At 69.6% G+C, this 23,683-nt stretch carries 27 protein-coding genes; 15 read left to right on the top strand and 12 right to left on the bottom strand.

What is annotated here, in order from left to right; translation table 11 throughout:
• Positions 1-115: 115 nt before the first annotated feature.
• Both AC1IQ6_RS10625 and AC1IQ6_RS10620 read right to left on the bottom strand, forming a co-directional pair.
• A complete protein-coding gene (locus tag AC1IQ6_RS10625; protein WP_485866563.1) occupies positions 116-820 on the bottom strand; it encodes a FadR/GntR family transcriptional regulator in 705 nt (234 codons plus the stop codon).
• 150 nt (positions 821-970) lie between these two features.
• Complete coding sequence (locus AC1IQ6_RS10620) at positions 971-1,900, bottom strand: dihydrodipicolinate synthase family protein (RefSeq protein WP_485866293.1); 930 nt, start codon at positions 1,898-1,900, stop codon at positions 971-973.
• 201 nt (positions 1,901-2,101) lie between these two features.
• On the opposite strand from AC1IQ6_RS10620, the gene AC1IQ6_RS10615 reads away from it, so the two are divergent.
• The 3 genes from AC1IQ6_RS10615 (at position 2,102) to AC1IQ6_RS10605 (ending at position 5,217) form a co-directional block, all read left to right on the top strand.
• A complete protein-coding gene (locus tag AC1IQ6_RS10615; protein WP_102772828.1) occupies positions 2,102-3,106 on the top strand; it encodes a tripartite tricarboxylate transporter substrate binding protein in 1,005 nt (334 codons plus the stop codon).
• A gap of 76 nt (positions 3,107-3,182) precedes the next feature.
• Positions 3,183-4,163 (top strand): Bug family tripartite tricarboxylate transporter substrate binding protein, encoded by a 981-nt coding sequence (locus AC1IQ6_RS10610; RefSeq protein ID WP_102772193.1) that lies wholly within the window; start codon positions 3,183-3,185, stop codon positions 4,161-4,163.
• 91 nt (positions 4,164-4,254) lie between these two features.
• Positions 4,255-5,217: a 2-hydroxyacid dehydrogenase gene (locus AC1IQ6_RS10605; RefSeq protein WP_111824772.1), complete on the top strand. Its 963-nt coding sequence runs from the start codon at positions 4,255-4,257 to the stop codon at positions 5,215-5,217.
• A 120-nt stretch (positions 5,218-5,337) separates the two neighbouring features.
• Here the strand turns inward: AC1IQ6_RS10605 and AC1IQ6_RS10600 are convergent, their stop codons facing one another.
• The 3 genes from AC1IQ6_RS10600 to radA all read right to left on the bottom strand — a co-directional run bounded on the left by AC1IQ6_RS10600 (position 5,338) and on the right by radA (position 7,967).
• On the bottom strand, positions 5,338-5,574 hold the full coding sequence (locus tag AC1IQ6_RS10600) for a hypothetical protein (protein ID WP_102772195.1): 237 nt from the start codon (positions 5,572-5,574) through the stop codon (positions 5,338-5,340).
• Between the two features lie 181 nt (positions 5,575-5,755).
• The gene (locus AC1IQ6_RS10595; RefSeq protein WP_102772196.1) at positions 5,756-6,535 is read right to left on the bottom strand and encodes a sulfite exporter TauE/SafE family protein; all 780 of its coding nucleotides are present in this window, start codon (positions 6,533-6,535) and stop codon (positions 5,756-5,758) included.
• Positions 6,536-6,605: 70 nt separating this feature from the next.
• Entirely contained in the window at positions 6,606-7,967 is a 1,362-nt protein-coding gene (gene radA, locus AC1IQ6_RS10590) for a DNA repair protein RadA (protein WP_102772197.1), read from the bottom strand.
• Positions 7,968-8,139: 172 nt separating this feature from the next.
• Between radA and AC1IQ6_RS10585 the strand changes: the two genes are divergently transcribed.
• The 3 genes from AC1IQ6_RS10585 to hpaI are packed head-to-tail and all read left to right on the top strand — an operon-like array spanning position 8,140 to position 10,070.
• The gene (locus tag AC1IQ6_RS10585; protein WP_485866292.1) at positions 8,140-8,739 is read left to right on the top strand and encodes a hypothetical protein; all 600 of its coding nucleotides are present in this window, start codon (positions 8,140-8,142) and stop codon (positions 8,737-8,739) included.
• 41 nt (positions 8,740-8,780) lie between these two features.
• Positions 8,781-9,251 (top strand): homoprotocatechuate degradation operon regulator HpaR, encoded by a 471-nt coding sequence (gene hpaR, locus AC1IQ6_RS10580; RefSeq protein ID WP_102772199.1) that lies wholly within the window; start codon positions 8,781-8,783, stop codon positions 9,249-9,251.
• A 12-nt stretch (positions 9,252-9,263) separates the two neighbouring features.
• Positions 9,264-10,070: a 4-hydroxy-2-oxoheptanedioate aldolase gene (gene hpaI, locus AC1IQ6_RS10575; RefSeq protein ID WP_485866291.1), complete on the top strand. Its 807-nt coding sequence runs from the start codon at positions 9,264-9,266 to the stop codon at positions 10,068-10,070.
• Here hpaI and AC1IQ6_RS10570 read toward each other — a convergent pair.
• Positions 10,064-11,044 (bottom strand): Bug family tripartite tricarboxylate transporter substrate binding protein, encoded by a 981-nt coding sequence (locus tag AC1IQ6_RS10570; protein ID WP_209165304.1) that lies wholly within the window; start codon positions 11,042-11,044, stop codon positions 10,064-10,066. The two genes, hpaI and AC1IQ6_RS10570, sit on opposite strands and share 7 nt — an antisense overlap.
• A 75-nt stretch (positions 11,045-11,119) precedes the next feature.
• Positions 11,120-12,013 carry an MBL fold metallo-hydrolase gene (locus tag AC1IQ6_RS10565; protein WP_102772202.1) on the bottom strand — a complete coding sequence of 298 codons (894 nt, stop codon included), beginning with the start codon at positions 12,011-12,013 and terminating at the stop codon, positions 11,120-11,122.
• Between the two features lie 116 nt (positions 12,014-12,129).
• Here AC1IQ6_RS10565 and AC1IQ6_RS10560 point away from each other — a divergent pair, with 116 nt between their 5' ends.
• Positions 12,130-13,083: a LysR substrate-binding domain-containing protein gene (locus tag AC1IQ6_RS10560; RefSeq protein ID WP_102772203.1), complete on the top strand. Its 954-nt coding sequence runs from the start codon at positions 12,130-12,132 to the stop codon at positions 13,081-13,083.
• A gap of 10 nt (positions 13,084-13,093) precedes the next feature.
• Here AC1IQ6_RS10560 and AC1IQ6_RS10555 read toward each other — a convergent pair whose 3' ends face one another.
• Positions 13,094-13,474 carry a tautomerase family protein gene (locus tag AC1IQ6_RS10555; protein WP_102772204.1) on the bottom strand — a complete coding sequence of 127 codons (381 nt, stop codon included), beginning with the start codon at positions 13,472-13,474 and terminating at the stop codon, positions 13,094-13,096.
• 80 nt (positions 13,475-13,554) lie between these two features.
• Between AC1IQ6_RS10555 and AC1IQ6_RS10550 the strand changes: the two genes are divergently transcribed.
• A complete protein-coding gene (locus AC1IQ6_RS10550) occupies positions 13,555-14,412 on the top strand; it encodes a LysR substrate-binding domain-containing protein (RefSeq protein WP_485866290.1) in 858 nt (285 codons plus the stop codon).
• A 9-nt stretch (positions 14,413-14,421) separates the two neighbouring features.
• Here the strand turns inward: AC1IQ6_RS10550 and AC1IQ6_RS10545 are convergent, their stop codons facing one another.
• Both AC1IQ6_RS10545 and alr read right to left on the bottom strand, forming a co-directional pair.
• Positions 14,422-15,141, bottom strand: coding sequence for an SDR family oxidoreductase (locus AC1IQ6_RS10545; protein ID WP_102772206.1), 720 nt, complete (start codon positions 15,139-15,141; stop codon positions 14,422-14,424).
• A gap of 129 nt (positions 15,142-15,270) precedes the next feature.
• Entirely contained in the window at positions 15,271-16,398 is a 1,128-nt protein-coding gene (gene alr / locus AC1IQ6_RS10540) for an alanine racemase (RefSeq protein ID WP_485866289.1), read from the bottom strand.
• A gap of 131 nt (positions 16,399-16,529) precedes the next feature.
• On the opposite strand from alr, the gene hpnC reads away from it, so the two are divergent.
• The 3 genes from hpnC to hpnE are packed head-to-tail and all read left to right on the top strand — an operon-like array spanning position 16,530 to position 19,556.
• Entirely contained in the window at positions 16,530-17,360 is an 831-nt protein-coding gene (gene hpnC / locus AC1IQ6_RS10535; protein ID WP_102772208.1) for a squalene synthase HpnC, read from the top strand.
• A gap of 1 nt (position 17,361) precedes the next feature.
• Positions 17,362-18,225 (top strand): presqualene diphosphate synthase HpnD, encoded by an 864-nt coding sequence (gene hpnD / locus AC1IQ6_RS10530; protein WP_485866288.1) that lies wholly within the window; start codon positions 17,362-17,364, stop codon positions 18,223-18,225.
• Positions 18,222-19,556 (top strand): hydroxysqualene dehydroxylase HpnE, encoded by a 1,335-nt coding sequence (gene hpnE, locus AC1IQ6_RS10525; protein ID WP_111824766.1) that lies wholly within the window; start codon positions 18,222-18,224, stop codon positions 19,554-19,556. Before hpnD ends, hpnE begins: the two co-directional genes overlap by 4 nt.
• On the opposite strand, the gene crcB is transcribed toward hpnE, so the two are convergent.
• Positions 19,553-19,945 (bottom strand): fluoride efflux transporter CrcB, encoded by a 393-nt coding sequence (crcB, locus tag AC1IQ6_RS10520; protein WP_102772211.1) that lies wholly within the window; start codon positions 19,943-19,945, stop codon positions 19,553-19,555. The genes hpnE and crcB overlap by 4 nt on opposite strands.
• Before the next feature lie 4 nt (positions 19,946-19,949).
• On the bottom strand, positions 19,950-20,504 hold the full coding sequence (locus tag AC1IQ6_RS10515; protein ID WP_111824765.1) for an HdeD family acid-resistance protein: 555 nt from the start codon (positions 20,502-20,504) through the stop codon (positions 19,950-19,952).
• Positions 20,505-20,670: 166 nt separating this feature from the next.
• Here AC1IQ6_RS10515 and AC1IQ6_RS10510 point away from each other — a divergent pair, with 166 nt between their 5' ends.
• Genes AC1IQ6_RS10510 through AC1IQ6_RS10495 form a run of 4 tightly spaced genes read left to right on the top strand, consistent with a single transcriptional unit; the run spans position 20,671 to position 23,681 of the window.
• Positions 20,671-21,303, top strand: coding sequence for a PepSY-associated TM helix domain-containing protein (locus AC1IQ6_RS10510; RefSeq protein ID WP_479731503.1), 633 nt, complete (start codon positions 20,671-20,673; stop codon positions 21,301-21,303).
• A gap of 19 nt (positions 21,304-21,322) precedes the next feature.
• Positions 21,323-21,838 (top strand): DUF2271 domain-containing protein, encoded by a 516-nt coding sequence (locus tag AC1IQ6_RS10505; RefSeq protein WP_485866287.1) that lies wholly within the window; start codon positions 21,323-21,325, stop codon positions 21,836-21,838.
• Between the two features lie 14 nt (positions 21,839-21,852).
• Positions 21,853-22,653, top strand: coding sequence for a DUF4198 domain-containing protein (locus AC1IQ6_RS10500; protein ID WP_102772215.1), 801 nt, complete (start codon positions 21,853-21,855; stop codon positions 22,651-22,653).
• A gap of 14 nt (positions 22,654-22,667) precedes the next feature.
• A complete protein-coding gene (locus AC1IQ6_RS10495) occupies positions 22,668-23,681 on the top strand; it encodes an FAD:protein FMN transferase (protein ID WP_485866286.1) in 1,014 nt (337 codons plus the stop codon).
• Positions 23,682-23,683: the final 2 nt, after the last annotated feature.

Here is a 23,683-nt window from a genome sequence, read left to right as displayed (position 1 = left end):
TGCAGGATCTGCGCCCGGACCTGCTCCACCGGCACGTCCGTCACTGTCGCTTCCTTGCCTCGCACTCTCTTGGTCTCCTGTCGTCGTTATGGTCAGGGCGGGCCGGACGGCGGGTTCAGTCCCGGTCCCGGTCCACCAGCCGGTGGCGCGCCTGGCCCAGGTGGAACTGCATCGCGACGCGGGCGCGCTCGCTGTCCTGTTCGCGCACGGCGTCGAGGATGGCGGCGTGCTCGTCCACCACGCGCTGCGCGCGCTGGCGCGAGCCGGTGCGGGTCAGGTTCAGGGTCAGGCGCATGAAGCCGCTGATGGATTCGTGGATGCTCTCCAGCACGCCCAGGTAGAAATCGTTGCCGCTGGCCTCGGCGATGCTGGCATGGAACGCCAGGTCGGCCTCGGCCGAAACCTGCCCGCGCGACAGCGCGTCGGCGAAGGCCGCGTGCGCGTCCTCGATCTTCCTGAGCTGTTCGTCCGTGCGGCGCAGCGCGGCCAGGCGCGCGGCGTCGCCTTCCAGCGCGACCCGCACCTCCTGGGCGCGCAGATAGGCGCTGACGTTCTGCACGTCGTTGAAGGTCTTCAGGCGCGGCGCGGGCTGATGGCTGACGAAGGTGCCCAGCCCCTGGTGCGCGGTGATCAGGCCGTCGGCGCGCAGGCGCAGCAGCGCCTCGCGCACCACCGGGCGCGACACCCCGAAGCGTTCGGATATCTCGTTTTCCGACGGCAGCTTGTCGCCGACGTTCAGCCCGCCGGACACGATCTGTTCGAAGATCTGCCCGTACAGCTGGTCGGCCAGCCGCACCCGGTGGCCGCGCTCCAGCACCAGCGCGCCGTGCGCGTCCGGCTCGGCGGGCGCCTGCGGCGCGGGCTGGGATGATGCTTTGGGTCGGGCCACGGATTTACCTCGATGCTGGGGGCGAAACAGCGCACATCGTACCGCCTGTGCGCGCAGCCGCGTCCGGCCGCGCGCACAGGGTCAGGCCGCGGCGGCCTGCCGGTCCCAGGCGGCCAGCTCGCGCGCCGCCGGGGCCACGCGCTCGCGCTCGGCTTCGGACAGGCCGGTCAGCAGCGGCAGCATCGGCCCCATGTCGGCCACGCCGGACAGCGTCACCGCATCGTGCAGCACCCGGATCGGGCTGATGCCGTCGCGGCAGTCTTCCAGCGGCAGGTACTTCGCGCGCACCGCCTCGGCCTCGTCGTAGCGGCCGTCGCGCAGCAGGTGCAGCAGGCGCATCGAGCCGCGCGGCGCCACGCAGACCGCCCCCGAGGTGAAGCTCTTCAGGCCGAAGTCGCGGTAATGCACGATGGCCGGACGTTCGCCGATGCCGCTGACGACCCAGCGCGTGTCCACGGCCTGCAGCAGCGCCGACAGATAGGCGTCGCGCGACGGCTCTTCGCGCACCACGGCGTACTTGAACGCCACGATGCGGCCTTCTTCGATCAGGCGCGCGGCGGTGGCCGGCGCCAGGTAGTCGGCCGACTTGAGATAGATGACCGCGGGCTTACCCAGCGCGTCGGTGAAGCGGCGCACGCCGTCGGCCAGCCCCGCGTCGGTGTAGGGAAAGGCCATGGGCAGCAGCATGGCGGTGGGAAACGCGCGCGAGCGCAGGATCGCCGCCTGGTCCATCATCTTGCCGTAGTCGGGGCCGACCGAAGGCAGTATCCAGGTGTCGGGGCCGGCCATGCCGGCCAGCATGTCGACGATGCGCGCGTACTCGCCCACGCCCACGTTGTAGAAATTGGCGTTGCCGCCGTACATCACGTTGCGCACCCCGCCGGCTTCCAGGTGGCCGAGCAGGGCCTGGTTGGCCTCCACGTTCAGGGACAGGTCGTCGTGGCGCGCCAGCGGCGGCACGGCGATGACCGAACGCTGCAAGTCCTGCGCGGTGACCGGGGAAGTTTTCATGGACGGGCTCCTGGCTGGGTCGGATTAAGGTGAAAAAAGTATACTTGGTTGACAACCATAAGCTCAATACATATATTTGTTTTACAAGTAGACCGGCAGCATCAACGCGGGCGTCCCGCGGCTTGTAGCCTCGGGCCATGCCAGGGGCGGAATACCCCATCAACGATGCGCGGCCACGCGCACACCGAGGAGATGAATTCCATGCATGCAGCCCTTGCGCGAGGCCGGTCCGTCACGGCCGCCCTGTTTGCCGCGGTCCTGGCCGCCGCCGTGCCGGCAGCGCCTGCCCTGGCCGACTACCCCGAACGCGAAGTCAGGATCGTGGTGCCCTTCCCCGCGGGCGGCACCACCGACATCGCCGCGCGCGTGGTCGCCGCCGAACTCGGCAAGACCTGGAACAAGCCCGTGGTGGTGGACAACAAGGCCGGCGCCGGCGGCAACGTGGGCACGGCCGAGGCCGCGCGCGCCGCGCCCGACGGCTACACGCTGCTGATGGGCACGGTCAGCACGCACGCGATCAACCAGTCCGTCTACGCCAAGCTGCCCTACGATCCGGTCAAGGACTTCGTGCCGGTGACGCTGGTCATCCCGGTGCCCAACATTCTCGAACTGAATCCCGCCTTCGCCGACCGCCACGGCATCCGCAACGTCGCCGACCTCATCAAGTACCTCAAGGCCAATCCCGGCAGCGTCAACATGGCCTCCACCGGCAACGGCACCTCCACCCACCTGTCGGGCGAACTGTTCCAGAGCATGACCGGCACGCGCATGACGCACGTGCCCTACAAGGGCAGCAGCCCCGCGCTGACCGACGTGATGGCCGGCTCGGCCGACCTGATCTTCGACAACCTGCCTTCGTCCATGGGCTTTCTGAAGAGCGGCAAGCTGCGCCCGCTGGCCGTGACCAGCGCCCAGCGCTCGCCCGCCCTGCCCGACGTGCCCACCATGGCCGAAGCCGGCGTGGCCGGCTACGACGCCTCCAGCTGGTTCGGCCTGCTGGCGCCGGCCGGCACGCCGGCCGCGGTGGTCGACAAGATCCAGCGCGACGTGGCCGCCGCGCTGCAGCAGCCGAACGTGCGCGCCCAGCTGCAGGCGCAGGGCGCCACGCCGTCGGGCAACACCCCCGCCCAGTTCAAGCAGTTCATGGCGCAGGAGACCGCCAAATGGGCTGAAGTCGTGAAGAAATCCGGCGCCAAGGTCGATTGACCCGGCGCCGATCCGGGCCCGCATGCAACGCGTGGGCGGCGGGCCCATCACATCATCGCGCGAACCTGGAGACACCATGAACAGACGACTGAGCGCCCTTGCAGTGGCGGCCGCGGCGGGCGCCGCCCTGCTTGGCGCGCCGGCCGCGCAGGCGGCCGGCTATCCCGACAAGCCCGTCACGATGATCGTACCCTTCGTGCCCGGCGGTTCATCCGACATCACCGCCCGGTCGGTCACGCCCGGCCTGACCAAGCTGCTCGGCCAGACCTTCGTGGTCGAGAACAAGCCCGGCGCCAACAGCGCCATCGGCGCCCAGGCGCTGGCCCGTTCCACGCCCGACGGCTACACCATGATGGTGGGCTCCATCGGCACCTTCGCCATCAACGAAGCCTTGTACAAGAACCTGTCGTACAACCCCAGCAAGGACTTCGAATACCTGACGCAGGCCGTGCGCAATCCCAACGTGCTGGTGGCCGCGCCCAACTTCCCCGCCGCCACCGTGGCCGAACTGGTGGACTACGCCAAGAAGAACCCGGGCAAGGTGTCGTACGCCTCGTCCGGCACGGGCTCGTCCGACCACCTGTCGGCGGTGCTGTTTCGCCAGCGCACGCAGAGCACCGGCGTGGACGTGCCGTACCGCGGCGGCGGCGCGGCGATCGCCGACCTGATCGGCGGCCAGGTCAACGTGTCGTTCCAGAACCTGGGCGCGGTCCAGACCCACATCAAGGCGGGCAAGCTCAAGGCGCTGGCCATCACCGGCGACGCGCGCGCCGCCGACCTGCCCGACGTCCCCACGCTGGCCGAAGCCGGCATCAAGGACATGGTGGTGTATTCGTGGCAGGGCTTCGCCGTGCCCAAGGGCACGCCGGCGCCCATTGTGCAGCAACTGTCCAAGGCCCTGCAGACCGCGCTGCGCGATCCCAAGACCGAACAGACGCTGCAAGGCCTGGGCTTCGAGGTCGTGGCCAACACGCCCCAGCAGTTCACCGCGTTCCAGCAGGCCGAGGTCAAGCGCTGGAAGGACGTCATCAAGAAAGCCAACATCCAGCTGGAGTGATCGCGCCGTGCGGGCCGGGGCGCGGCCCCGGCCCGTTCCCCCGCCGGATCAAGTAGCATCGAGATTTAGCCACCCACACCTGTACGACAACATGACCACCAAGCATCGCATCATCCAGGTCGGCTCGCTGGCCGGTTCCCCCACCGCCAACCAGAACCTCGCCGAACGCTACGACGTCGTCGAACTGTGGAAGTACCCGGACCGCAAGGCCGCGCTGGCCGAGCACGGCAAGGGCATCACCGCGGTCGTCACCTCCGCCAACCACGGCGCCGACGCCGAACTCATCAACGCCCTGCCCGACCTGAAAGCCATCTGCAGCTGGGGGGTAGGCTATGAAACCATCGACATCCAGGCCGCCAAGCAGCGCGGCGTGCAGGTCAGCAACACCCCCGACGTGCTGACCGACTGCGTGGCCGACCTGGCCTGGGGCCTGCTGATCGCCGGCGCCCGCCGCATGGGCCAGGGCGAACGCTTCGTGCGCGCCGGGCTGTGGGGGTCGGGCCAGGTGCACGGCAGCATCCCGCTGGGCCTGCGCGTCAGCGGCAAGAAGCTGGGCATCGTCGGCCTGGGCCGCATCGGCGAAGCCATCGCGCGCCGCGGCGCCGGCTTCGACATGGACATCCGCTACCACAACCGCCGCAAGCGCGACGACGTGCCGTACGGCTACGAGGCCTCGCTGACCGGCCTGGCCGAATGGGCTGACTTCCTGGTCGTGGCCACCGTGGGCGGCGCGGGCACGCGCCATCTGGTGAACCGCGACGTGCTGGAAGCGCTGGGTCCCGACGGCATCGTCGTCAACATCGCGCGCGGCCCCGTCATCGACGAAGCCGCCCTGGTCGCCGCGCTGCAGGCCGGCAAGCTGGGCTGCGCCGCGCTGGACGTGTTCGAGCACGAACCCAAGGTGCCCGAAGCCCTGATGACCAGCGACAAGGCCGTGGTGCTGCCGCACATCGGCAGCGCCACGCTGGAGACGCGTTTGAGCATGGAAAACCTGGTGCTGGAGAACCTGCAGGCGTTCTTCGAGACGGGCAAAGTCGTTACTCCTGCCGAGTAAGCGGACTCTTTCCAAAAAAAAGCCTCTCGGCGCCCATACCGAGAGGCTTTCGACTTTCCGGCCCTGACGGGCGGCTAAAGCCGGTTACGCAAAGGAACCGGGCCTTGCGGCCCGTCGCGGTCACTTGGCCGGCGTGGCGCCGGACTTGTCCATCTTGGCGGCCCCGCCCGCCTTCCCCGCCTGGTGCTTGGCGGACGTCTTGTCGGACTTGTGATGCTTTTGCTGCGCGTGGGTCTTGCTTTCGCCCGTCTTGGCCGAGGCGTCGGCGCCGGCCGCGAACGCGCTGGGCGCGGCGGCAAGACCGAGGCACAAGGCCGAGGTGGACAGGAACGCAGCGATACGGGAGTGAGTCGTCATGTGGTGACCTCCTGAATGATTGGGACCGGGCCGGGGCCCGGTCCCTACTCCGACACGGGGCGGCGACATCGCCGCTGAACCCGTGTCGGTTGGAGGCTGCGCCCTGCCGAAGGTTCAACGCCGAACCACAAATTTTCGGCCGCTAACGCTTCGAAAAGGATTCGTAATCCGTTTGCAAGCTTCAGCTTTCGAAAGCCAGCAGCGCGACGGTGGCGAACAGCATGAGCGCGAAGCAGGCTCTCAGTTTGCGTTCAGGCAATCTGTACGCAAGCTTCACGCCCACCGGCACGAACAGCAGGCTGCCGATGGCCAGCGGCGCGCCCACCAGCCAGTCGGCCTGGCCGGCCCAGGTGTAGGTGATGAGCGCGATGGTGGAGCCGGGAATCACCATGCTCAGGGCCAGCGCCTGTGCGGTGGTCTGGGGCAGGCGGAAGACGGTGGTGATGATGGGCACGGCCAGCACCGCGCCGCCCACGCCGAAGAAACCGCCCAGCGTGCCGCAAAGCATGCCCAGCACGCTGGCGCGGCGCGGCGTGAACACGGGAACCGGGCCGCGCGCCGCGGGCGCGGGTTTGGCGGCCGGGCGCGAGGCGCGCCAGGTCTGCCATACGTAGAACAGCGCGATGAAGAACAGGAACACCGCGAAACTGCGCCGCAGCAGGCTGGAGTCTATGCCCAGCGCCAGCCGCGCCCCGACCCAGGTGAACACCACCGCGCCCGCCGCCCCCGCCAGCGCCACGCGCTTGTCGATGCGCACCTGCTGGTTGTACTTGCGCACCGCCATCATGATGGTGGGCAGGACCATGATGAGCGCCGTGCCCTGCGCCAGCTGCTGCGACATGCCCATGAGCAGCACCAGCGCGGGAATCGCGATCAGGCCGCCGCCTATGCCCAGCACGCCTCCCAGGAAACCGATCATGCCGCCGGCTGCCAGGCAGGCGGCAATAATTAACAGACTCAAGTCTTGCTCCAGCAGGCCCGGCCGAGCGCGGGCGGGCCGTCAGTATACGGATGTGGCGCGGCCGGCGGCCTCAACGCAGTTTGTCCAGCGCGGCGTCCAGGCGGTCCACCGCCCAGATTTCCAGGCCTTCTATCGGCTGGCGCGGCGCGTTGGCCTTGGGGATCAGGGCGATCGAAAAGCCCAGCTTGGCCGCTTCGCGCAGGCGCTCCTGGCCTCGCGGCGCGGGCCGGATCTCGCCGGCCAGGCCGACTTCGCCGAACGCGATCAGGCCGCGCGGCAGCGGCTTGTCGCGCAGCGACGACATGATGGCCAGCAGCACCGGCAGGTCGGCCGCCGGCTCGGTGATGCGCACCCCGCCCACCGCGTTGACGAACACGTCCTGGTCGAAGGTGGACACGCCCGCGTGCCGGTGCAGCACGGCCAGCAGCATCGCCAGGCGGTTGCCTTCCAGCCCGACCGTCAGCCGGCGCGGATTGGGCGCATGCGAGGAATCCACCAGCGCCTGGATCTCCACCAGCAGCGGACGGGTGCCCTCTTGCGTGGCCATCACGCAGGAGCCGGCCACCTGCTGCTCGTGTTGCGACAGGAACAGCGCCGACGGATTGGCCACGCCGCGCAACCCGCGGTCGGTCATGGCGAAGACGCCGAGTTCGTTGACCGCGCCGAAGCGGTTCTTGAACGCGCGCACCAGCCGGAACGACGAATGCGTGTCGCCCTCGAAGTACAGCACGGTGTCGACGATGTGCTCGAGCACGCGCGGCCCGGCCAGCGCGCCGTCCTTGGTGACGTGGCCGATCATGACGATGGCGATGCCGGTCTGCTTGGCCAGCCGCGTGAGCTGCGCCGCGCATTCGCGCACCTGCGACACGGACCCCGGCGCCGCGCTCAGTTCGCCGCTGTAGAGCGTCTGGATCGAATCGATGACCGCCACCGTGGGCTTCTGCTCGGACACCGCGGCCTGGATCGCTTCGAGGCGGATTTCGGCCAGCAGGTTGACGTTGCCGGTCTGCAGGCCCAGGCGCCGCGCGCGCAGCGCCACCTGCTCCGCCGATTCCTCGCCGGTGACGTACAGCACGCTGGTGGTGGCCGACAGCGAGGCCAGCGCCTGCAGCAGCAGCGTGGACTTGCCGATGCCCGGGTCGCCGCCGATCAGCACGACCGCGCCGGCCACCAGGCCGCCGCCCAGCACGCGGTCGAATTCGTCCAGCCCGGTGGGCTGGCGCGGGGTTTCGCGGGCTTCGATTTCGGACAGGCTGCGCACCGGACTGCTGGAGGCCAGGGGCGCGTAGCGGTGGGCGGAAGCCGCCGGGGTCGAAGACTCGACCGTCTCTTCCAGCGTGTTCCAGGCATTGCAGTGCGGGCATTTGCCCTGCCACTTCGGGGTGGTGCCGCCGCAGTCGGCGCAGACGTATACGGTTCGGGATTTGGCCATGCGCGGAAGTTTACCGGCATCGCCGCGGCCCCGAGGGCCAGCGCCGTTACATGATGCAAATTTACGAAATTTCCTGCCGGATTCCTTCAAATCGCGCATAATCAGACAGTGCTGCGCAAGATCGAGCCGCCCGCCCCACGCGGCCTCCCGAAACTGCGCAAGGAGTACGCGCATGAGCATTGCCTACCGCCCCCCTTTCGACGAAGACGATGAACGGGATCTGCGCGCCCTGTACCGTCGGCCCGACCCCGGCGCCAGCCCCGAACTGGACGCGGCGGTGCGCCGCAGCTGGCATCCCGGCCACAGCTGGCACCCGGCCTGGGGCGCCGCCGCCTGCGCCGCCATGGTCGCCGGCCTGTTCGCCTGGACCGACATGCGCGAGGCGCAGCAGGAATACGCCGATCCGGCCGCGCAGCTGACCGCGCCCCACGAATCCGCCGCAAGCCAGGAAGCGCCCGCTGCGGCCGCGGCTGAAACGCCCGCGCCGGCCGCCCCCGCCATGCAGCGCGAGGCCGTCGAGCCGCCCGCCCAGGAAACGGCGTCCGACACCCAGCCGCAGGCCGAAGCCGCACCCGCCGAAGGCGAGGCCGCCGCCGAGCCGGCGCCTTTCAGCGACGAGGACATCGAGGCCCGCGCCGCGCATATCCGCGCCCTGATGCAGGCCGGCCAACAGGAAGAGGCCGTGCAGGCGCTGCGCGAGCTGCAGCAGGGCGCGCCCGACCTGGCCCTGCCCGACGACCTGCAGGAACTGGCCGACCGCAACCCGGCCTGAGCCCGGCGGGCCGCCCCCGGGCTTCTTGCTAACATAGCCGCATGAGCCCGAGCTTTCACCACCGCAACCTGCCTCACCTGCTGCTGCATGCGCGCGAAACGCTGATGGCGCATTTCCGCCCGCTGCTGAACGAGGCCGGCGTCACGGAACAGCAGTGGCGGGTCCTGCGCACCCTGAGCGAAACCGGGCCGATGGAGCCCAACCAGATCGCGCGCAGCTGTCAGCTGCTCAGCCCCAGCCTCACGCGCATGCTGGCCGGCATGCAGGAACAGGGCCTGATCAAGCGCGAACGCTCGCGCGCCGACCAGCGGCGCCAGGAAATCTCGCTCACGCCCAAGAGCCACAAGCTGATCGACCGCATGCGCCCGATGGTGGACGCGAAATACCTGGAGCTGGAATCCAGGATCGGCAAGGAACTGCTGGACCGCATGTACCGGGACGTGGACGCCATGGTCGAACTGATCAAGCGCGATCCCGATGCGCCGCAAGAGCCCGGCGAAACGCAATCCTGACTCCACTCGTCCATGGACATCCTGACCAATACCTTCAAACGCGCCCTGCTCCAGGGCAAGCCGCAGATCGGCCTGTGGGCCGGCCTGTGCAGCGCCTATTCCATCGAGATCGTCGCCGGCGCCGGCTTCGACTGGCTGGTGATCGACGGCGAGCACGCGCCCAACACCTTGCAGAGCACGCTGGCGCAGCTGCAATCCGTGGCCGCCTATCCCGTCGCGCCGGTGGTGCGGCCGGCCTGGAACGACGCCGTCCAGATCAAGCAGATCCTGGACGCGGGCGCGCAGACCATACTGGTCCCGATGGTGCAATCGGCCGAAGAAGCCGCGGCTGCGGTCGCCGCCGTGCGTTATCCGCCCCAGGGCATACGCGGCGTGGGCAGCGCGCTGGCCCGCTCCTCGCGCTGGAACCGCATCCCCGACTACCTGCGGCGCGCCAACGACGAGATGTGCGTGCTGGTGCAGATCGAAACGCCGCGCGCGGTCGAGGCGCTGGAACAGATCCTCGCCGTGGACGGCGTGGACGGGGCCTTCATCGGCCCGGCCGACCTGGCGGCCAGCATGGGCTACCTGAGCGAGCCCGACCATCCGGCGGTCGCGCAAGTGATCGAGCGCACCATCGAACGCATCGTCGCCAGCGGCAAGGCCGCCGGCATCCTGCATGGCAGGGTCGAACAGGCGCGGCGCTACCTGTCGCTGGGCGCGAGTTTCGTCGCCGTGGGCGTCGACGCGATTCTGCTGGCGCGCGCGGCCGAAGAGCTGGCGGCCCAGTTCAAGGACGTCGCCGCGCCCGCGGCCCGGGCCGCCCAGGGCCCCTACTGAGACTCCAGCACCACGCCCGAGGCGCGCACCACCTCCTGCCATTTGCCCGCCTCGCTGCGCAGGGTCTGGGCGAACTGGGCCGGGGTGTCCTGCGCCGGCACGAAACCGTTGGCCAGATAGGACTGGCGCACCTCGGGCAGGCTCAGCACCTCGCGCAGCGCATCGGCGAAACGCGCGATGCGGTCGGCCGGCGTGCCCTTGGGCGCGGCGAAACCGAACCAGTTGCTCCTGACCACGTCGGGCATGCCGGCCTGCGCCGCGGTGGGCACGTCCGGCAGCCCGCCGAAGCGCTCGGGCGAGGCCACCGCCAGCACCCGCACCCGGTTCTGCGGCAGATAGGCCGCCGCGACGCTGTAGCCGCCGATGTACAGCTGCACCTCGTCGGCCAGCAGGGCCTGCACGCCCGGCGCCGAACCGCGGTAGGCGATGTGCATCATGCCCGCGCCCATCGCCTCGGACAGGCTGTAGGCCGACAGGTGCGGCGTGGTGCCCATGCCCGGCGAGCCGTAGTTGAGCTTGCCCTTGTGGGCGCGGGCGTACTGCGCGAACTGCGCGTAATCCTCGGCCGGCACTTTGGCGCTGATGTAGACGAACGCCGGTATGTCGACCATCTTGCCCACCGGCTCCAGGTCGGTCAGCGGATCGAAGCCCAGCTTGCGGTACAGGAACTGGTTGATGACGAAGTTGTTGGTCGCCCCCAGCAGCAGCGTGTAGCCGTCGGGCTTGGCGCGCACCACGTCCTGCGCGCCGATGTTGCCGCCGGCGCCGGTCTTGTAGTCCACCACCACGGGCTGGCCCAGGCGCTTTTCCAGCAGCGGCTGGATCTGGCGCATGGCGACGTCGCCCGCCGCCCCCGGCGCATACGGCAGCACGACCCGGATGGGATGATCGGGATATTCCGCCCGGGCCGACGGCGGCAGCGCCGCCGCGCACAGGGCAAGCAAAACGGATACGGCGCAAGTCCGGTACGTCATGATGTCCTCCCCTGGCCGGCAGGCGGCGCGCCCGCGACATCCCGGCGCGTCGGCCGGCCGTAGTCGTTGCTGGTGCTACAGGTCGATGCGCATCAGGTCGTGCGCCAGGCGCAGCGGACCCGAGTAGTTCTTGCGGATGTCGGCCACGATCTCGTCCATCAGGTGCGGGCCCATCAGCTCCACCGGCAGGTGCTTGGCGGCGGCGCGCTTGAGCACCGGGCTGGTGGAATCGAAGTGGCCGAAGTGCGTGGCCACCAGGCTCTTCACATTGGCCCGCTGCGCGATCTTGCCCAGGTCGGTGGGGCTGGTGTGCGCATAGGTGCCCACGCCGGTCTTGGCGCGGTGCGCGATGAACGATTCGGGAAACGTGCACTCGTGGATCAGCAGGTCGGCGTCCTGCGCCAGCTTCACCATGGCCTCACAGGGCGCGGTATCGCCGCTGAACGCGATGACCTTGCCTTCGGCCTCGACCCGCACGCCGAAGCATTCGCAGATCTCGCGCGGAATGTGCTCGACCCAGTCGACCGAAATGCGCACCCGGCCGTCGTCGAACACCACGCCGGGGCTGACCTCGCGCACCTCGGGCCGGATGGCCTCGATATTGGCCTGGCGCACCGGATAGGCGCTGCGCGCCTGGAAATCGATCTGGAAGGCGCCGTTCTCGAACAGATGATCGACGAAGTGGCGCGTGCCCTTGGGCCCCAGCACCAGCGGCGGCCCCTTCTTGTTCAGCATCCAACTGGAAATCACGAAGTACGGATAGTCGCAGATGTGGTCGTGATGCATGTGCGTCAGGAACACGAAGCCGACCTTGGCCGGGTCGACATCGGCGCGCACCATCTGGCGCGTGGCCCCTTCGCCGCAATCGAACAGATAGTGCGTATCGTCATCCAGGGTCAGCAGGATGGCGGACTGGCCGCGGTCGGGATCGGGCAGCGCGGCGCCGGTCCCCAGCATCGTGATCTTCATGGTTTCCCCTTGTGTGTCGCAAGACGGTTGGACTGCGACCCAGTATAGGCACGGAGTGCATACGATCTAATCAATTATTAGAATGCTGTGATAACCAACAGGAATTACACGAAACCATGCCCTCCCCGCCCCGCATTCCCGAGCTGCGCCACATCGGCGGACGCCTGCGCATGCGCCACCTGGAGCTGCTGCGCGCGCTGTACGCGCTGCGCAGCGTGCACAAGGCGGCGGCCGAACTCGGCATGACGCAGCCGGCCGCCAGCAAGCAATTGCTGGAACTGGAGGACATGTTCGGCGTGCCGCTGTTCCAGCGCACGCGCCGCGGCATCGTGCCCACCGGCTTCGGCCACGCGCTGGCGCGCAAGGCCGACGTGCTCTGGTCCGACCTGTCCGGCGCGCGCAATGAAATGGCGGCGCTGGCCGTGGGCGCCAGCGGGCGCATCCGCGTCGGCGTGCAGCAGGTGGCGCTGCCGGTGCTGGTGCCGCGCGCCGTGCAGCGCCTGCATGCCGAGCACGCCGGCGTCACCGTCATGCTGCAGGAAGAGGCGCACGACACACTGCTGGCGGGCCTGGCGCGCGGCGAGTTCGACTGCGTGCTGGGCCGCCTCATGCTGGATGCGACGCAGCCCATCTTCCGCACCGAAGTGCTGTACGAGGAGCCCATATGCGTGGTGGCGCGCGTCGGCCACCCGCTGGCGAAATCCAGCCGCATCACCGCCGCCGCGCTGGCGCGGCAGGACTGGCTGCTGCCGCCGCCCCAGGCGCCGCTGCGCCAGCGCATCGACGCCTACTTCGCCCAACACGGGCTGACGCTGCGCGCGCCCATGGCCGAGTCGGTTTCGCTGCTGGCCAACGAGGTGCTGCTGCGCACCAGCGACGTGCTGTCGGCCATGCCGCGCGCGGTGGCGCAGCACTACGCCGCGCTGGGCGTGCTGGCCATCTTGAAGTTCCGTCCCGACTGGACCCTGCCGCCGGTCGGCGTGGTGCAGCGCGCCGAGGTCGAGGCGGCGCCTGCGCTGCAGCGCTTTCTGGAAGCGCTGCGCATCGAAGCCGGCGCGCTGGGCGCGTGAAGCCCGGGCCTCAGGCGTATTGCGCCAGGCCGCGGCCCAGCGACCAGTTCTCCTTGGCCACTTCCACCAGGCTCACGAATACGTCGTCGGCGCGCATGCCGGGGCTGGCGGCCAGCCGTCCGGCAATCCGCGCGAACAGCGCTTTCTTCTGCTGCGCGCTGCGCGTGTTGCTTGCCGTGATCTGGATGAACACCACGTCATCGCTGCGGTCCACGCCCAGGTAGGTCGCGCCATAGCGGAAATTGGCGGCGTCGTGTTCTGTCATGGCCATGAACTGGTCGTCGTCGGGAACGTCGTAGGTTTCGCGCAGCGCCTGATAGACGCCGTCGAAAATCGCCTGGCGGTAGGCTTCGGGCTTGCCCGTGCGCAATGAAATATGGACTAGCGGCATGGCGGTTCTCCAAGTTGTGCCGCTTCATGTTATCTATTCTGATACGCTATTTTCCCATATATCATTGATAAGTATTTGAAATGACCGACAGAGCCCTGGACCTGGATGCCGTCAAGGCCTTCGTGCGCATCGCCGAACTCGGCAGCTTCACCCTGGCCGCCGAGGCGGTGGGCGCCACGCAGGCCGCGGTCAGCCTGAAGCTGAAGCGGCTCGAAGACCGGCTGGGTTTCCGCCTGCTCGAACGCACGCCGCGCTATGTGGAGCTGTCCGCGCGCGGCGCGGGCTTCCTGGAGCACGCCCGCGAACTCCTGGCCGCGCACGACCGCGCGCTGTCGGCGGTGGCCGCGACCCGCCAGCGCCTGGCCATCGGCATCAGCGACCACGTCGCCGGCCCTGAACTGCCCTCGCTGATCGCGCGCATGAACGCGCAGGACCCGCAGCTGCTGATCGAAATCCGGATCGCCTCGTCGGCCGATCTGCTGCAGAGCTACGACCGCCGCGAACTGGACACGGCGATCGTCCGGCTGCACGCCGGGCGCAGCGACGGCAAGCTCATCGCGAAGGAGAAATTCGGCTGGTTCGCCGCGCCGGGCTGGCAGCACCGGGCGGGCGAGCCGCTGCCGCTGGCCACGATGGCGCAGCCCTGCGGCGTGCGCGCCTTGGCCGGGGAACTGCTGAACGCCGCCGGCATCCCCTGGACCGAAGTGTTCGTCGGCGGCGGCGTGATGGCGGTGACGGCCGCCGTCATGGCGGGATTGGGCGTGGCGGCGCTGGCGCCGCGCATGCTGCCGTTCGGCGCGGTGGACGCGGGCCCCAGGCTGGGGCTGCCCGCGCTGCCGCAGCTGCCGGTGCTATTGCATACGCGGGTCCGGGACGGCCGTGCGCACGATGCGCTCACGGCCCTGGCGGCCGCTTTCCGCAGCGCGGTGCGCGGCTGAGCCGGCGGCTCAGGAACGCCCGGCCAGGCTGCCGCCGCCGTCCACCCCCAGCACCTGGCCGGTGATGAAGCCCGCGTCGTCCGACAGCAGGAAGGCGATGGCGGCCGCCACTTCGGCGGGCGTGCCCAGGCGCTTCATGGGCACCGAGGCCAGGGCGCGCTTTTCGGCGTCGCTGCCGGCCGGCCGCGTGGCGCGGAACATTTCGGTTTCGATCGGGCCGGGCGCCACCGCGTTGACGGTGACGCCGTACTCGGCCAGCTCCAGCGCCCAGCTGCGGGTACAGCCCACCAGCGCGCTCTTGGCGGCCGAATAGGCGCTGCGGTCGACGCCGCCGTGGACGGCGCGGCTGACCACGTTGACGATGCGCCCGGCGCGGCGCACTTTCATGGATTCGATGAAAGCCTGGGTGACCTGCACCGCCACGCGCACGTTCAGGTCCAGCACGTTGTACAGGGTGGCCAGGTCGATTTCGCCCAGCGGCTGCGGCAGCACGATGCCGACGTTGTTGACCACGGCGTCGACCGGGAATTTCTCGCGGATCTCGCGCAGCACTTCCTCGGTGCGGCCGGCGTCGGCCAGGTCGCAGGCGTAGAGATAGCCGGGAAAATCCACGTCGGTGGTGTTGCGCGCGATCCCGACCACATGGCAGCCCATGTCGGACAGCCGCTGGGTAAGGGCCCAGCCGATGCCTTTGGTAGCGCCCGTGATGAGCACGCATTTGTCCTTCATGGATCCAAACCTCGCTTCAGTTTTCTAGGAAAAAACGGGCGCCTGAGCGCCCGGTCTTTCAAGTAGACACCATCCGGCGTTACCTGTCTTGTAAATTGCGTAGCAATTCTTGCACGCCGGACGGCCTGGTCAGGCGTCCCGGGTGACCGGCACGCGCGGCGCCAGGGCGCACAGCAGCTCGTAGCCGATGGTGCCCGCAGCCTGGGCGACCTCGTCGACCGACGGGCCTTCCTCGCCCCACAGCGACACCGGCGTGCCCACGCCGGCGGCGGGAACCGGGTCCAGGTCGACCATCAGCATGTCCATGGAGACCCGGCCCACGAGCTGGGTGCGGATGCCGGCCACGACCACCGGCGTGCCGGTGGCGGCGTGGCGCGGATAGCCGTCGGCGTAGCCGCAGGCCACGATGCCGATGCGCATCGCGCGCTCGGCGCGGAAAATCGCGCCGTAGCCGACCGAATCGCCAGCCTTGAGTTCCTGCACGGCGATGATTTCCGAGCGCAGCGACATGGCCGGCTTCAGGCCGAACGACGCCGCGTCGGCGTCGGCGAACGGCGAGGCGCCGTACAGGCAGATGCCGGGGCGCACCCAGTGCGCCTGCGATTCCGAACCGACCGCGATCTCGGCGAAACGCAGCGTGGCCGCCGAATTGCAGACGCTGATCGCGCCCGGCAGCTTATGGGTCACCGAATTGAAGATACCCAGTTGTTCGTTCACGCCCTGCGGGCCGTCGGCGCAGGCGAAGTGGGTCATCTTGCCCACCGAGCCCAGCGTGCCCTGCTGCTGCAGCAGCAGGGCGCGTTCGTGCGCCGCGGCATAGGCCGCCGGGCTGAATCCCAGGCGGTTCATGCCGCTGTTGAGCTTGAGCATGATGTCCACGCGGCGCGACAGGCGCGCGCGCGCCAGCATGTCGAGTTGCTCGCGGTTGTGCACCGTGGCGCTCAGGTGGTAGCGGTCGACCACGTCCAGGTCGGCCGGATCGAAGAAACCTTCGAGCAGCAGTATCGGCCCGCCCCAGCCCGCCTCGCGGCAGCGCACGGCTTCGTCCAGGTCCAGCATCGCCAGGCCCTGCGCCTTGGAGAATCCGGCCACCGCCTGCTCGATGCCGTGGCCGTAGGCATTGGCCTTGATGACGGCCCAGATCGAGGGCGCCTGCCCGGACGCGGCGGCGGCGGTCAGGTCGAGATGGCGGCGCACGGCGGCCAGATTGTGCGCGAGGGCGGAAACGGAGACAGTGGCTGAAATTGGGCGCGGCATGGTGTGCAATCCTGTGGCGCTTAAGTCTAACTGATCCTTGCCCCCGGCGGCATGGCGCCGCCGCGCGGGCGCGTACACCTTAAAATGATCCGGTCCCGGCTCCCGCGGGGCCGTCATCGCCCATCCGCTTTATGCCCATCGATCACTACGAAAACTTTCCCGTCGCCTCGCTGCTGCTGCCGCGCAGGCTGCGCGGCGCCGTGACCGATATCTACCGGTTCGCCCGCGCCGCGGACGACATCGCCGACGAAGGCAGCGCCACCGACGAGGAACGGCTGCGCCAGCTGGCGGCCTTCCGCGCCGAACTGCACCGCATCGGCGCCGAGCCGGGCGCCACGCCCGAGCCCGGCTCGCCCGAGCTGGCCGGCATCTTCGTGCCGCTGGCGGCCACCATCGCCCGCCACCAGCTGCCGATCACGCCGTTTTTCGACCTGCTGTCGGCCTTCGAGCAGGACATCGGCGTCAAGCGCTACGAAACCTACGCCGCGCTGGCCGACTACTGTACGCGCTCGGCCAACCCCGTGGGCCGGCTCATGCTGCACCTGTTCGAAGCCACCAATCCCAACAACGTCGAAGAGGCCGACGCGATCTGCACCGGCCTGCAGCTGGTGAATTTCTGGCAGGACGTGCGGGTGGACTGGCGCAAGCAGCGCGTCTACCTGCCCCAGGAAGACCTGCGCCGCCACGGCGTCACCGACGAGGACCTGGCCGCCTGCCGGCTGACGCCCGCGTGGCGCGACCTGATGGCCTTCGAAGTCGAACGCGCCCGCGCGCTGCTACACTTCGGCGCTCCGCTGGCGCGTCGCCTGCCGGGCCGCATGGGCCTGGAGCTGCGCCTGGTGGTGCAAGGCGGGCTGCGCGTGCTGGAGCGTATCGAGGCGGGCGGCTACGATGTATTCATGAATCGCCCCGAATTGGGCGCCAAAGACTGGGCCATCATGTTGTGGCGCGCAATTACCTGATATGACCCCTGACGAATATTGCCAGGAAAAAGCCGCCAAAAGCGGCTCCAGCTTCTACTACGCCTTCCTGTTCCTGCCGCCCGAGCGGCGGCGCGCCATCACGGCCCTGTACGCCTATTGCCGCGAAGTCGACGACGTGGTGGACGAATGCACCGATCCCTCGCTGGCGCGCGTCAAGCTGGCCTGGTGGCGCACCCAGGTCGACCAGATGTACGACGGCAAGCCCGACCATCCCGTCACCCGCGCGCTGCAGCCGCACCTGGAAAGCTGCGCCATCACGCGGGAGCGCCTGCTGGCCGTGATCGACGGCATGGAAATGGACCTGGACCAGACCCGCTACCTGGACTGGCCCGGGCTGCGCAAATACTGTTGGCACGCCGCCGGCGTGGTGGGCGAACTGTCCGCCGGCATCTTCGGCTACTCCGATCCCAAGACCCTGGTGTACGCGGAAAAGCTCGGCCTGGCGTTTCAGATGACCAATATCATCCGCGACGTGGGCGACGACGCCCGCCGCGGCCGCATCTACCTGCCGGTCAACGACATGCAGCAGTTCGAGGTCAAGGCCTCGGACATTCTCAACGGCGAATATTCCGAACGCTTCAGCGCGCTGATGAAGTTCCAGGCCGAGCGCGCCCGCAGCCTGTACCGCGAAGCGATGAGCAACCTGCCCGAGGCCGACCGCCGCTCGCAGCGGCCCGGCCTGATGATGGCCGCCATCTACCACGCGCTGCTCGACGAGATCGAGCGCGACGACTGGCAGGTGCTGCACCAGCGCATTTCGCTCACGCCGCTGCGCAAGCTGTGGCTGGCCTGGAAAACCTGGGTGGGCGGCGGACGCGGACTCGTCCGCCGGCTGGCGCGGTGAAGGCCGCGGTCATCGGCGCGGGCTGGGCCGGGCTGGCGGCCAGCGTCGCCCTGCGCGAGGCGGGCGCCAAGGTCACGGTATTCGAAGCCGGCCATACGCCGGGCGGGCGCGCCCGGCGCGTCTTCCACACCGAATTCGACGCACCGCTGGACAACGGCCAGCACCTGCTCTGCGGCGCCTACAGGCAGACGCTGGCGCTGATGCGGCGCGTGGGCCGCAACCCGGACGCGCTACTGATGCGCCGCCCGCTGCGGCTGGCCAGCCTGGACGGGCGCTTCCGCCTGGCGGCCCCGCGCCTGCCGGCGCCGCTGCACATGGCCGTGGCCATCCTGGGCGCGCGCGGCCTGTCCTGGGCCGACCGGCTGGCGATGCTGCGCCTGATGCGCGGGCTCAAGGCCATGTCCTGGACGCCGCCGCGCGACTGGACCGTGCAGCAGCTGCTGCATTACCACGCGCAGTCCGACGCGCTCATCGGCCAGCTCTGGGAGCCGCTGTGCCTGGCCGCGCTCAACACGCCGCCGGCCGCGGCCAGCGCCGCGCTGTTCGCGCGGGTGCTGCGCGACAGCCTGGCCGGCCGCCGCGAAGACAGCGACATGCTGATGCCCTGCACCGACCTGTCGGCGCTGTGGCCCGACGCCGCCGCGCGCCAGGTGACCATGCGCTACGGCAGCACGGTGCGCCAGCTGCGCCCGTCGGACGACGGCATCGACGTCAACCAGGAACGCTTCGACGCCGCGGTGCTGGCCGTGCCGCCCACGTTCGCGGCCCGCCTGCTGGACGCGCCGCTGCGCGAGGCCGGCGCCGCCGGCCTGTTGAACGCGCTCAAGGCTTTCGACTACCTGCCCATCGCCACGCTCAACCTCCGGCTCGCCGAGCCCTGGCGCCTGCCCGAGCCCATGATGATGCTGCGCGAGGAAGCCGCCCGCGGCCACGTCGGGCAGTGGCTGTTCGACCGCGCGCAACTCGCTGGCGACACCCGCGCGGGCGAGCTGGCCGTGGTGGCCAGCAATGCGGTCGGCATCGCCGAGCGCAACCGGCGCCAGGCCATCGAAGCGCTGATCGACCAGGTGGCCGAGCAGGCCGCCAGCCATCCGGCGCGCATGTCCGCCATGCCCGAAGTGACGGCGGCGGAACTGTTCATCGAAAAACGCGCGACCTTTGCGGCCGTGCCGGGCCTGACCCGTCCGCTGAACACCACGCCCTGGCCCACGCTGGCGCTGGCCGGCGACTGGACCGACACCGGCTATCCCGGCGTGCTGGAAGGCGCGGTGCGCAGCGGCCTGCAGGCCGCCAGCGTGCTGGCCCGCGCAAGCGCCGAAGCGCCCGCCTAGCGGAACAGGCTGGCGCTGGCCAGCCCGGCCGCGGTCAGCAGCAGCGAACCGGCCAGGCTGGCCCCGGCGTAGCCCAGCGCGCCGCCGTAGGCGCCGCGTTCCAGCATGGCCACGGTTTCGGCCGAGAACGTGGAAAACGTGGTCAGCCCGCCCATGAAACCCGTGATCGCGCCCAGGCGTATCCAGGCCGGCCATTCGGGATGCGCGGCCACCAGCGCCAGCGCCAGCCCCACCAGGTAGCCGCCCGCCAGGTTCACCGCCATGGTTCCCCAGGGCCAGGACTCGACGTTCAGCCACAGGCCGATCAGCCAGCGCGCCCAGGCGCCGAACATGGCGCCCAGGCCCACGGCCAGGAAATTGAGGGGAATCAGGGTCTGGTATGCGGACATCGGATCAGGGCGCCTTGTGCTGTCGCAGGCGCAGGGAAAAAACCAGCAGCAGTATGCCGAAAAACACGGCGTAGATGCCGATCACCCACACCAGCGCCAGCGCGCCCGCGCCGGGCTGCATGACCAGCATGGCGCCGAACAGCACCGACACCAGGCCGGACAGGCCGAGCAGCCATTCGTTGCGGATCTCCTTGCGGAAACGGACCGCCGCGATCAGCTGGAACACGCCCGACACCAGCGCCCACAGCGCAATGATGTAGAGCAGGACCAGCGCCGTCAGGCCCGGCCACAGGAACGTGACGATGCCGGCCGCCACGCCCAGCAGGCCCACCACGATGAGCGCCCACAGCGGCTTGCCGTTGTCCCGGATGCGCACGCCGGCCACCAGCGCCAGCACGCCGTCGGCCAGCGCGAAGGCGCCCCACACCAGCACCAGGGCCGACAGCGTGATGGCGGGCATGAACATGGCCATGAGGCCGAACAGGATGGCGACGACTCCGCGCAGCGCCACCCATCCCCAATGACGACCGATGTGATCTGCGACTTGCCGTTCGAGCATGACGACCTCCGGGGGTTTGCCAAGGGTGGCCTATCTTATCGCCGCAGCCCTCCGGGCGCCACGCGGCGGCGAAACCGATTGAAATCCTCTTGCGGTCGCGCGCGTGGCACTTATAAGAGTCATTCTCATTAAGTGTTAGAATCCGCGGGCTTTCATCCGAAACCCCATGGACAGCCCAACCACTCCCCGCCGCCGCGCCTACTGGCTCAAGACCCTGCACCAATGGCACTGGATCAGCTCGGCGCTGTGTCTGCTCGGAATGCTGCTGTTCGCCATCACCGGCCTCACGCTGAACAACGCCTCGCACATCGAGGCCAAGCCGGTCGTCACCAGCCGTCAGGTCCAGCTTCCTCCCGCCGAACTGGCGCAACTGTCCCCTCCCCCCGCCCTGGACCGCAACAAGGCGCCGCTGCCGGCCGCCGTGGCGCGCTGGCTGGACGACACGCTCGACGCCGGCGCGGCGGGCCGCCAGGCCGAGTGGTCCGCCGATGAAATCTATCTGTCGCTGCCGCGCGCCGGCGGCGACGCCTGGCTGTCCATCGACCTGACCAGCGGCGAGGTCGAGTACGAACGCACCGACCGCGGCTGGATCTCCTACCTGAACGATTTGCACAAGGGCCGCAACACCGGCCTAGCCTGGAGCTGGTTCCTCGACATCTTCGCCGTGGCCTGTCTGGTGTTTTCGCTGACCGGGCTGGTGCTGCTGAAGATGCACGCCGGCAACCGCAGCGCGACCTGGCCGATGGTGGGGCTGGGCGTGGTGATCCCGGTCGTGCTGGCCCTGCTATTCATCCATTGATCCGCCCCTGGAGACTTCCATGCGCAAGCTGTTGCTGTCGGCCCTGCTGGCCGGCCTGATCGCCCGAACGGCCCAAGCGGCCGACATCGGCCTGTCCATCGAGGTGCCGCGCCTCGACGTCGCCGAGTACCACCGTCCCTACGTGGCGATCTGGATCGAGAATCCCGACCAGAGCGTGGCCACCGACCTGGCCGTCTGGTACGACGTGGCCAAGAAGAACAACGAAGGCACCGAATGGCTCAAGGACATGCGCCAGTGGTGGCGCCGCAGCGGCCGCAACCAGCAGTTTCCGGTGGACGGCGTGAGCGGCGCGACCAAGCCCGTCGGCAAGCACGCGCTCAGCTTCGACGCCGCCAGCAAGCCGCTGGCGCAGCTCAAGCCCGGCCAGTACGCCATGGTGGTCGAGGCGGCGCGCGAAGTCGGCGGCCGCGAGCTGCTGCGCATCCCCTTCCAATGGCCGCCGCAGAAGGCCGAGCAGCTGACCGCCCGCGGCGAACACGAACTGGGCGCCATCGCGCTCGACCTGAAACCCTGATTAGGAGCGCAACGATGAAATCCACCGCCAAACTGGCCGCCGCCCTGGCCCTGTGCCTGCCCTTCGCCGCCCAGGCCCATGACGTCTGGATGGTGCCGTCCTCGACGGTGCTGTCGGGCACCGACAGCTGGGTCACGGTCGACGCCGCCGTCGGCAACGACAAGTTCTATTTCAACCACGCGCCGCTGCGCCTGGACGGCCTGGCCGTGACCGCGCCCGACGGCAAGCCGGCCGAGGCCGAGAACCTCAACCGCGGCAAGCTGCGCAGCACCTTCGACCTGCAGCTCAAGCAAAGCGGCACCTACCGCGTGGCCGTGGTCAACGACGGCGTGTTCGCGCGCTGGAAGGAAGACGGCAAGAACAAGCGCTACTTCGGCAAGCCGGAAGGCCTGGCGCAGGCGGTGCCGGCCAAGGCCGACGGCCTGGAGATCTCCCAGAGCGTGGGCCGCGTCGAAACCTTCGTCACCGCCGGCAAGCCGTCGGCCGTCAAGCCGGTCGGCCGCGGCCTGGAACTGGCGCCCGTGACGCACCCGAACGACCTGTTCACCGACGAGCCCGCCACCTTCCAGATGCTGCTCGACGGCAAGCCCGCGGCGGAACTGCAAGTCAATGTCGTGCCCGGCGGCAGCCGCTATCGCGACAAGGTCGGCGAGATCGAGCTCAAGACCGACAAGGACGGTAAGTTCACGGTGAAGTGGCCGCAGCCCGGCCTGTACTGGATCGAAGCCGGCATGGAAGACGCCAAGGTCACCGTGGAGCAGGCCAAGAAGCGCCGCCTGTCCTACGCCGGTACGGTCGAAGTGCTGCAACCCTGACGGTCAGCCGGCGCATGGCCTCTTCTTCCTACGCCCCGCGCGGCGCGCCGGCCGCGGCCGTAAGCGTCGCCTACGGCGCCATGCCGGCGCGCCCGGCGGCGCTGGCCGGCGCCACCATGGGCACGACCTGGTCGGCGCGCATGGCGCTGCCGGCCGGGCGCACCGAAGCGGCCGCGCGCCAGGCCATCCAGGGCGCGCTGGACGACGTGGTGGCCCAGATGAGCACCTGGGAAGCCGACACCGACATCACGCGCTACAACCGGGCGCAGCCGGGCTGGCAGGCGCTGCCGGCCGGGTTCTTCCATGTGCTGAGCCACGCGCTGGCGCTGGCCGAGGACAGCGGCGGCGCCTACGATCCCACCGTCGGGCCGCTGGTCAACGCCTGGGGTTTTGGGCCGCACCAGCGCGCCTTCGAACCGCCCTCGCCCGGCGCCATCGAGGCCGCGCGCGCCCGCTGCGGCTGGCGCCGCGTGCAGCTCGACGCCGAACGCCGCGCGGCGCTGCAGCCGGGCGGCGCCTACCTGGACCTGTCCTCCATCGCCAAGGGCTACGGCGTGGACCGCGCCGCGCTCGCGCTCGACGCCCTGGGCGTCACCCAATACCTGGTCGAAGTCGGCGGCGAACTGCGCGCCCGGGGCGCGCGGCCCGACGGCCAGCCCTGGCGCGTCGCCATCGAAGTGCCCGACGCCAGCGACGGCCATGCGCTGGCGCTGCCGCTCACGGACCGCAGCATCGCCACCTCGGGCGACTACCGCCGCCACGCCGGCAGCGGCGACCAGCGCTACGCCCACACCATCGATCCGCGCAGCGGCCAGCCGGTGCGCAACAACCTGGCTTCGGTCACGGTGCTGCATACCGGCTGCATGCAGGCCGACGCCTACGCCACGGCGCTGACCGTGCTGGGCGAGGCCGACGGCCTGGCCTACGCCCGCCGCCACGACCTGGCGGCCCTGTTCATCCTGCGCGAGCGCGACGCCTGGCGCGTCGTGGCCACCCCCGCGTTCCAGGCGCTGGCCGAATTCCGTTGACG

Source organism: Achromobacter sp. MUI-25009338, assembly GCF_057359325.1.
This window is presented reverse-complemented; position numbering and strand designations above follow the sequence as displayed.

Excerpts from the sequence above, each read along its gene's own strand:
- AC1IQ6_RS10560 (WP_102772203.1), top strand. The coding sequence starts at position 12,130 with ATGCCCTCCCCGCCCCGCATTCCCGAGCTGCGCCACATCGGCGGACGC.
- AC1IQ6_RS10545 (WP_102772206.1), bottom strand. The coding sequence starts at position 15,141 with ATGAAGGACAAATGCGTGCTCATCACGGGCGCTACCAAAGGCATCGGC.
- AC1IQ6_RS10550 (WP_485866290.1), top strand. The coding sequence starts at position 13,555 with ATGACCGACAGAGCCCTGGACCTGGATGCCGTCAAGGCCTTCGTGCGC.
- AC1IQ6_RS10600 (WP_102772195.1), bottom strand. The coding sequence starts at position 5,574 with ATGACGACTCACTCCCGTATCGCTGCGTTCCTGTCCACCTCGGCCTTG.
- AC1IQ6_RS10495 (WP_485866286.1), top strand. The coding sequence starts at position 22,668 with ATGGCCTCTTCTTCCTACGCCCCGCGCGGCGCGCCGGCCGCGGCCGTA.
- radA (WP_102772197.1), bottom strand. The coding sequence starts at position 7,967 with ATGGCCAAATCCCGAACCGTATACGTCTGCGCCGACTGCGGCGGCACC.
- AC1IQ6_RS10615 (WP_102772828.1), top strand. The coding sequence starts at position 2,102 with ATGCATGCAGCCCTTGCGCGAGGCCGGTCCGTCACGGCCGCCCTGTTT.
- crcB (WP_102772211.1), bottom strand. The coding sequence starts at position 19,945 with ATGTCCGCATACCAGACCCTGATTCCCCTCAATTTCCTGGCCGTGGGC.
- AC1IQ6_RS10510 (WP_479731503.1), top strand. The coding sequence starts at position 20,671 with ATGGACAGCCCAACCACTCCCCGCCGCCGCGCCTACTGGCTCAAGACC.
- AC1IQ6_RS10605 (WP_111824772.1), top strand. The coding sequence starts at position 4,255 with ATGACCACCAAGCATCGCATCATCCAGGTCGGCTCGCTGGCCGGTTCC.
- AC1IQ6_RS10570 (WP_209165304.1), bottom strand. The coding sequence starts at position 11,044 with ATGACGTACCGGACTTGCGCCGTATCCGTTTTGCTTGCCCTGTGCGCG.
- AC1IQ6_RS10565 (WP_102772202.1), bottom strand. The coding sequence starts at position 12,013 with ATGAAGATCACGATGCTGGGGACCGGCGCCGCGCTGCCCGATCCCGAC.
- hpaR (WP_102772199.1), top strand. The coding sequence starts at position 8,781 with ATGAGCCCGAGCTTTCACCACCGCAACCTGCCTCACCTGCTGCTGCAT.
- AC1IQ6_RS10620 (WP_485866293.1), bottom strand. The coding sequence starts at position 1,900 with ATGAAAACTTCCCCGGTCACCGCGCAGGACTTGCAGCGTTCGGTCATC.
- hpaI (WP_485866291.1), top strand. The coding sequence starts at position 9,264 with ATGGACATCCTGACCAATACCTTCAAACGCGCCCTGCTCCAGGGCAAG.
- AC1IQ6_RS10515 (WP_111824765.1), bottom strand. The coding sequence starts at position 20,504 with ATGCTCGAACGGCAAGTCGCAGATCACATCGGTCGTCATTGGGGATGG.
- AC1IQ6_RS10505 (WP_485866287.1), top strand. The coding sequence starts at position 21,323 with ATGCGCAAGCTGTTGCTGTCGGCCCTGCTGGCCGGCCTGATCGCCCGA.
- AC1IQ6_RS10500 (WP_102772215.1), top strand. The coding sequence starts at position 21,853 with ATGAAATCCACCGCCAAACTGGCCGCCGCCCTGGCCCTGTGCCTGCCC.
- hpnD (WP_485866288.1), top strand. The coding sequence starts at position 17,362 with ATGACCCCTGACGAATATTGCCAGGAAAAAGCCGCCAAAAGCGGCTCC.
- alr (WP_485866289.1), bottom strand. The coding sequence starts at position 16,398 with ATGCCGCGCCCAATTTCAGCCACTGTCTCCGTTTCCGCCCTCGCGCAC.
- AC1IQ6_RS10585 (WP_485866292.1), top strand. The coding sequence starts at position 8,140 with ATGAGCATTGCCTACCGCCCCCCTTTCGACGAAGACGATGAACGGGAT.
- AC1IQ6_RS10555 (WP_102772204.1), bottom strand. The coding sequence starts at position 13,474 with ATGCCGCTAGTCCATATTTCATTGCGCACGGGCAAGCCCGAAGCCTAC.
- AC1IQ6_RS10610 (WP_102772193.1), top strand. The coding sequence starts at position 3,183 with ATGAACAGACGACTGAGCGCCCTTGCAGTGGCGGCCGCGGCGGGCGCC.
- hpnC (WP_102772208.1), top strand. The coding sequence starts at position 16,530 with ATGCCCATCGATCACTACGAAAACTTTCCCGTCGCCTCGCTGCTGCTG.